The sequence below is a fragment of the Desulfobacula sp. genome, assembly GCF_021107415.1.
The window spans coordinates 20,180-27,602 of the sequence record NZ_JAIOSW010000138.1 but is presented as its reverse complement, the minus strand read 5'-3'; the positions used below and the strand labels follow the sequence as shown (position 1 = coordinate 27,602).

Sequence of the window (7,423 nt, the reverse complement as noted above, 5' to 3'; positions counted from 1 at the left end):
GCACCACCACCGATAATGACTGCTCTTGCATTGGTTTTCATTGTTTTAAGATCTCCTTTTATTGAATCCTTTATCAAACAGTTCTTTATTTTTTTATTTAGATGCACTTAACATACCAACCTGGAAAATGAATTTTGAAACAAATTGAAACTTTAGCGTATTTTATAAAGGCAAACAACAATAACATGGTGATTTTTTTAAGAATTTATCAAAATATAATAAATAAAAATTTTGATATAGTTTGGAATAACATCCAAACTATATCAACTTTTATTAATTTTACTGTAAATTTTTTTTACACTTTTTTAATGATTTTTCATCTGCATCGTATCTAACTGAAAATTGATAATTTTTACCTTCTACTATTTTACGGAAGATAACCCCGTCGCCTGACCTGATACTTTTTAAGCTTGTAATGAAAGGATTGAGGTGAAATCCCAAGGCTTCTTGCCGCTTTTGCAGCATTACCAAGATTTTTTTTCAGGGCATTACAGATCATCTGCTTTTCATTTGCAGCCTGATTCTCAACCAGGTTTGAAGCTATCCTGTGCTGATCTTGTTTTAAGATACCAGGTGCCTGTTTTTTTGCAAAAGAAAAAACATGAGACGGCAGATGCTCTTGCCCTATGGTTTTGACCCCGGCTACCATATTCATTGAGGTTTCGATAATATGTTCCAGTTCCCGGACATTTCCAGGCCAATTATAATTATTGAACCAGTCAAACACATTTTTGGAAACATTTGACACCTGTACATTTAATGTCTGGTTATATTTTGTGATAAAATGCCGGATCAATTTTCTTAATTCGTTTTTCCTCTCCCTTAAAGGCGGCAGCATAATGAAAACTACACCCATCCTGTAAAACAGATCCATTCTTAATGCGCCCTTCTGGATAATCTCCAAAGGCGGGCGCCCCACTGAACTGAGTATTTTTACATCCAGATCGATTTCTTTTAAAGACCCCAGCTTTCTGACCTTCTTCTCCTGAATAACACGCAAAAGCTTGGCCTGAAGTGTCAACGGCATGGAATCCAGCTCATCTAAAAAAATGGCGCCCCCATTGGCCAGCTCAAAAAGGCCACTTTTATTGATGGCACCGGTAAAAGCCCCTTTTGAAGTTCCGAAAAGGATACCTTCCAAAAGATTTTCCGGAATCGCTGCACAGTTTATCGGAATAAAGGGTTTGCCTTTTCTTGAACTGTGGTTGTGGATAGACTGGGCAAACAATTCTTTACCGGTTCCGGTCTCTCCATAAATCATTATAGAGGATGGTGAATTTGACGACATCTTGGCAATCCGCACTGCATTGCGTATATCCGGGTCTGATCCGATGATATCGGAAAAATAAAATCGTGCGCTGTTTTTGGTTTTCCTTTTTTGAGGGGACTTATGATCCTGAATAATTATTTTTTCTAAAATCTGGTAATTCTTTGAAAAATTAATGGCGCCAATCAATTTTCCTGATTTATACAAAGGATAGACATTATTGATAATATTAGCCACTTTGCCCAGGTGTGTCCTGTACAACATTGTTTCATTGATTATTGGCTTGCCGCTTTTCAAACACCGCATGGTAGGACTGGTATCATCGGTAAGCTGGTAAATATCTGTAATTTTCTTCCCGATCGCATCTTTTGGATCAACATCGTCAATTTTTGCCTGGGTTTCATTAAAAAACCTGACTTTCCCGATAATATCCGAAATGACCACACCTTCATGCATGGATGCTAAAACCCTGTAAATATCAATATCCTCGAGATTAAGCTTACGTGTGACCTTTAGGTTACGTGTGACCTTTAGGTTATCCATTTTATTACCCGGTTATCTTATCCGGCCCCTATATCAAAATATTTTTATAATTTATTTATCACTTTTACACCCAGAGATTCCTATTAATTGCCTGTTTTTAAACAGGAAGACAAGAAAAATAAAAAAATTTTTATTTTTTCAGTTTAATTCAGCCGCAACTTTATTTAAGAATAATAAAACAATACTATTAACCCTTTAAAATAAAAGAACATATTACTGCTTAATATCTCTTGAAAAACAGATGGCATGGATCATGCAAATTTTGTGGAAACAATTGATACTTTATGCAATGACGACTAAAAGACAAAGGGAAGGATTTCATGGAATTTTACAAATATTTTTCAACAAACCAGATAGAGCAAATTCATGAAGCCACTCTTTCGGTAATGGAAACGGCTGGCCTTGTGTTCACTTATAAACCTGCAAGGGATCTTTTTGCCAGAGCAGGCTGTAAAATTGATGGACAGAGGGTGTTCTTCCCAAAAGAGCTGGTTGAAGAACAGATCAAAAAAGCCCCGTCCCAATTTACACTTTATGCCAGAAATCCGGAAAAAGATGTTGTGATCGGAGATGATCATATCGCCTTTATGCCTTGTTATGGTGCACCGTTTGTCAATGATATGGATAAGGGTCGGAGGCAGGGAACCCTTGAAGATTTCAGCAATTTTGCAAAGCTGGCATATGAAAGTCCCTATATTGATATCACCGGCGGCATGATGACAGAACCTAACGATATCCCTGTTGCCAATCGGAATGCAGAAAGAATTTATTCAGCCATGATTCATTCCGACAAACCGTTTATGGGAGCCGGAACCAGTGCCGAGGACGCCCGGGAAACGATTGAGATGACGTCCATGGTATTTGGAAGCCGTGAACAAATGGCTGAAAAACCACCCTTTGTCAGTATTTTAACCTCACTAACGCCATTGGGATTTGATGATAAGATGTGCGGGGCCATAATGGAATATGCAAAAGCAGGCATGCCTCAGCTGATTTCATCTCTTGCCATTGCAGGCGCCACAGCTCCGGTCACCATGGAAGGAACCCTTGTAGTCCAGAATGCTGAAATCCTTGCCGGTATCACACTGAGCCAGCTTGTCCGGGAAGGAACACCTGTCGTGTTTGCAGGGTCCTCATCAGTCACGGCCATGCGGTACGGCACCTTGAGTATTGGGGCACCGGAAATGGCAGTCAATACAGCGGCCACAGCCCAGATGGGACGGTTCTACAATCTCCCGGTCCGGGGTGGTGGTGCATTAACCGATTCAAAAACTATTGATTCCCAGGCTGCTTATGAATCCATGATGAGCATGATGATGGCCACCATGAGCGGTATTAATTTTGTCCTTCACTCAGCCGGTATCCTTGAAGGGTATATTACGGCATCTTATGAAAAATTCATCATTGACACTGAAATATGCGGAATGTGCAAACGAATAAAACGCGGTGAAGAAATTACGGCTGAAAAGCTGGCTGTAGATGTCATAAAAAAAGTCGGTCCGGGAGGAGAATATTTAACCAATATACATACATTCAAACATTTTAAACAAGAACTTTATGCCCCGATCATGGAGGAACGGGATAATTTTACCAGTTGGGAAAGCAAGGGAAGTCTTACCATGGAACAGCGGGCCAATGCCAGATACAAAGAAATTCTTAAAAACTATAAGGAACCTGATATGGACGATGCTGTCCGAAAAGACCTTGATGCGTATATAAACTCTATTCGTAACGCTTAACTAAAACGGGAGGCAAACATGTTATTGGGACTGCAAGTATCCGGTACTGCCGAAACGTTTTAAAAATTTAAACCTGTGAATTATTGGAGGAAACAATGGGTATAACAACAGAAGATCTATATTTTAAGCCGAGTTTACGCGTTATTAACGATGAGCAGGTGAGCCGGATTCATGCTGCAACATTGGAAGTTTTAGAACGGACAGGCATTAAAATGACACATCCCAGGGGACTTGAAATACTTGACGGGGCCGGGGCAAAAGTAGAGAATAACAGGGTCAGAATCCCTTCATGGATGGTGGAAGATGCCATTGCCAAAGCAAGTCACAGGCTGGTTCTTGGTAACCAGAAAGGGGAACGCACGGTTTTCCTTGAAAAGGACAATTCCTATTTTGGCCCCAGTCTTGACTGCATCGATTATATGGACCCCAAAACCCACAAAAGAATGAGGTTTACCAGTGACCATATTAAGGCAACAGCCGCTTTATGTGATGGCCTTGATCGTTTTGACTGGTGCATGATTATTGGTATGGCAGATGATGTCCCCCCTGATATTGCTGATCGTGTGGTGGTGAGAAATACATTGCAAAATTGTGCGAAACCGCTTGTATTCTGCTGCAAGGACACCAACAGTGTGAAAGATATTTATGAAATGGGACTTCTGCTGTGCGGCGGCAAAGAGAATTTTGACAAAGCCCCGTGCCTTGTCCATTATTCCGAACCCATTTCCCCCCTGCTTTATTATGATCCTGCTGTGGATAAGGTAATTTTCTGTGCTGAAAACAATATTCCTTTGATCAATTTTCCCGCACCCCAGGCATGCGGATCAGCACCGGCCACCTTTGCCGGAACCATTGTGCAGGGAAGTTCAGAATCCCTAAGCGGCCTGGTTCTCCACCAGCTCGTAAATCCGGGCGCCTCCTTTATTTATGGAGCATTTACAACCATAATGGATATGAAAACAACCATTTTTTCATATGGTGCCACTGAACTCAGCCTCATGACAGGCGCCATGGCACAGATGGCTCAATACTATCAACTGCCTTTTTTTGGGACCGCCGGAGCCACCGATTCAAAATTCTGTGATGCCCAGGCAGGTGCTGAAGTGGCATTTCAATGCCTTTCATCTGCCGCTGTCGGTTCAGGCCTGATTCACGACTGTTCAAGCTGGATGGATCATGGCAGCCTGGTCTCACCTGAATTTATGGTTTTGGCCCATGATATTGTAGACTCGGTCCATCATTTTATGAACGGTATCCCGGTTACAAGGGAAACCCTGGCCGTTGATGTGATTGACAAGGTGGGACCGGGGGGTCACTATCTCACGGAGAAACATACCATGGATCATTTCAGGCAGATAAAATACTCAGAACTTTTTGATCGGTCTATTTATGATAAGTGGGAGAAAGCGGGTGGCAAAAAATTTGAAGACCGTCTACAGGCTCTAACTTTGAAAAAAATGGAGCATAAACCAAGACAGCTTCCAAAGGAAATAATCAAAGAGCTTGATAAAATGCAGGCCTCATGGATATAGCAAAAAACATGAAATAAAAGGATAAAATTAAAATGAAATTAATATTTAATCATGAAAATTGCTCGGGCTGTGGTGTCTGCAAACTGGCCTGCAGCATAGTAAATTTCAATCAAGTCACGTCATCCAGGGCATTGTTGAGGATTGAAGGACTGTTTCCATCACCTGGACACTATCAAATCCATTTTTGTGATCAATGCGGCATATGCGCCGAAGTCTGCCCGGTGGAAGCTATTGAGCTTAAAGATGGGATCTACCGAATCAATGAGGAGGAATGCATTGCCTGCCACGAATGTGTGGAAGCATGCCCCCAATCGGTCATGATTATTAAAGGCGAAGATGACATGCCGGCCAAATGTGTTCTTTGCGGGGAATGTGCAGCCGTCTGCCCGAGAGAGGCAATTATAATATCTAAAGAAAAAAATATAGCGGAGGGTAAATAATGGATGGCTATGCAGGAAAAATTCTACGGATTGAGCTTAATGGCGAAAAATTTTTAAAAGAACCGCTGTCTAAGAAAATGTGTGAAGAGTTCATTGGCGGCAGGGGGTTTGTGGCAAAAACCCTGTACGAAGAGCTGCCCCCGGATACCGATCCCTTTGGAGAGAACAATCTTTTTATTATTGCCACAGGCCCTTTATCCGGCCATTTTCTTCCGGCCAGCGGCAAAACCCATTTTGGATCAAAGTCTCCGGCTACCGGCGGATATGCAGATTCAAACATGGGAGGGCATTTTGGACCGGCTTTAAAATATGCCGGTTATGATATGGCTGTAATCACTGGAAAGGCCGCAGCCCCAAGTTATCTTTTTATCGAAGATGATAAGATTGAAATCAGGCCAGCCAAAGCCTATTGGGGACAAGGCTCTCTATCCTGCGAAGAGATGATGAAAAAAGATTTGGGAGAAGACTTCCAGATACTGACCATCGGCCCTGCCGGAGAAAAGCTCGTGAAATTTGCCTGCATTTCCCACGATTTCGGACGTCAGGCCGGGCGAACCGGTATCGGCGCTGTCCTGGGATCAAAAAATATCAAGGCTATTGCTGTTAAAGGAACGGGCAGCATCCCGGTATTTGATGTTGAAAAAGCCTATGCCAAAGGGAAAGAGGCCTTTAAAAAAGTTTCTCAAAAGCCGGGATTTAAGGGGTGGACCCCGGAAGGGACCGCCGGTATTACCGACTGGGTCAATGAAGTCGGTGCCTTTCCCGCAAAGAATTTTCAAACATCCCATATTGACCACAGCCACCTGATTAATGGAAAAAAAGTGTTGGAACGGCTGAAAATAACAGACAAAGGATGTTATTGCTGTCCCACTCCCTGTGGGAAATACGGTCACACTAAAACTGATTTGGGCTCTGCTTACATGGAAGGTCCTGAATTTGAAACTATCGCCCTGTTTGGCGGCAGCTGCATGCTCAAAACCGTTGAAGAGGTGGCGTATGCCAATTATCTGTGTGATGAGCTGGGTATTGATACCATCTCAGGAGCTTCTGTTGCGGCTTTTACCATTGAATGCTTTGAAAAGGGCCTGATTTCAGCAGATGAAATTGGAAAAAAGGTTATTGAATTCGGTGATCTTGACTCCATTGTTTACCTGTTAAATTTGATGAGTTTAAGGCAGAATACCTTGGGTGATCTGCTGGCCCAGGGGGTTAAAACTGCTTCTGAAAAAATCGGAAATAACTCTGAAAAATTTGCCATTCATGTCAAGGGCCTGGAATGGACCGGATATGAATGCCGGAATGCGCCTTCCATGATGCTGGCCTATATGACGGCAGATATAGGGGCTCACCATAACCGCGCCTGGGTTTTGGGCCATGATGTGGTGGGTGCCGCCACCAATGTACATGACCTGATTTCTGCCGGGACTTCCGGTGATAAAAGGCCCAAAGCCGTTGTATCCGGTGTGGATTCAGCAAAATTTGTCATTGATTCCCAGCATACCCGCCCGGCCTTTGACATGCTTGGGTGCTGCCGCCTCCAGATGATGGAGCTGGGGTTTGAAGTTGAAAATTATGCTGAACTCTATTCTATTATCACCGGAAAAAAAATAACCTGGGACGATCTGCTTAAAGTATCTGAAAAAGTATGGAACCTGACACGGATGATTTCGGCAAGAGAAATAAAAAATTTTGGCCGAAAATCAGACTATCCACCGGCTCGGTTTTATGAAGAACCAACCCCAAGCGGGCCCAACAAGGGATATTGTATCACCCTCGAAGAGTTGGATGAACTTTTAGATGCCTATTATAGTGCGCGGGGATGGGATAAAAATGGCATCCCGACACAAAAAACGCTTGACCGTGTTGGTCTGAGTAATATGATTTAAGCATATAAAGGAAAAC

At 42.6% G+C, this 7,423-nt stretch carries 5 protein-coding genes; 4 read left to right on the top strand and 1 reads right to left on the bottom strand.

Going from position 1 to position 7,423, the window contains the following annotated elements; all coding sequences use genetic code 11:
- Positions 1–367 precede the first annotated feature (367 nt).
- Positions 368–1,810, bottom strand: coding sequence for a sigma 54-interacting transcriptional regulator (locus K8S13_RS07225; RefSeq protein ID WP_291461576.1), 1,443 nt, complete (start codon positions 1,808–1,810; stop codon positions 368–370).
- A 320-nt stretch (positions 1,811–2,130) separates the two neighbouring features.
- On the opposite strand from K8S13_RS07225, the gene K8S13_RS07220 reads away from it, so the two are divergent.
- From K8S13_RS07220 to K8S13_RS07205, 4 genes are all read left to right on the top strand, one after another.
- Complete coding sequence (locus K8S13_RS07220; RefSeq protein WP_291461575.1) at positions 2,131–3,549, top strand: trimethylamine methyltransferase family protein; 1,419 nt, start codon at positions 2,131–2,133, stop codon at positions 3,547–3,549.
- 95 nt (positions 3,550–3,644) lie between these two features.
- Positions 3,645–5,081, top strand: a complete 1,437-nt coding sequence (locus K8S13_RS07215) for a trimethylamine methyltransferase family protein (protein WP_291461574.1) — start codon at positions 3,645–3,647, stop codon at positions 5,079–5,081.
- Between the two features lie 32 nt (positions 5,082–5,113).
- Positions 5,114–5,521: a 4Fe-4S binding protein gene (locus K8S13_RS07210; protein ID WP_291461573.1), complete on the top strand. Its 408-nt coding sequence runs from the start codon at positions 5,114–5,116 to the stop codon at positions 5,519–5,521.
- Entirely contained in the window at positions 5,521–7,407 is a 1,887-nt protein-coding gene (locus K8S13_RS07205) for an aldehyde ferredoxin oxidoreductase family protein (protein ID WP_291461571.1), read from the top strand. Before K8S13_RS07210 ends, K8S13_RS07205 begins: the two co-directional genes overlap by 1 nt.
- Positions 7,408–7,423: the final 16 nt, after the last annotated feature.

What these genes read in the sequence shown, in the direction of transcription:
- K8S13_RS07225 (WP_291461576.1), bottom strand. Translation starts at nt 1,810, where the DNA reads ATGGATAACCTAAAGGTCACACGTAACCTAAAGGTCACACGTAAGCTT.
- K8S13_RS07220 (WP_291461575.1), top strand. Translation starts at nt 2,131, where the DNA reads ATGGAATTTTACAAATATTTTTCAACAAACCAGATAGAGCAAATTCAT.
- K8S13_RS07215 (WP_291461574.1), top strand. Translation starts at nt 3,645, where the DNA reads ATGGGTATAACAACAGAAGATCTATATTTTAAGCCGAGTTTACGCGTT.
- K8S13_RS07210 (WP_291461573.1), top strand. Translation starts at nt 5,114, where the DNA reads ATGAAATTAATATTTAATCATGAAAATTGCTCGGGCTGTGGTGTCTGC.
- K8S13_RS07205 (WP_291461571.1), top strand. Translation starts at nt 5,521, where the DNA reads ATGGATGGCTATGCAGGAAAAATTCTACGGATTGAGCTTAATGGCGAA.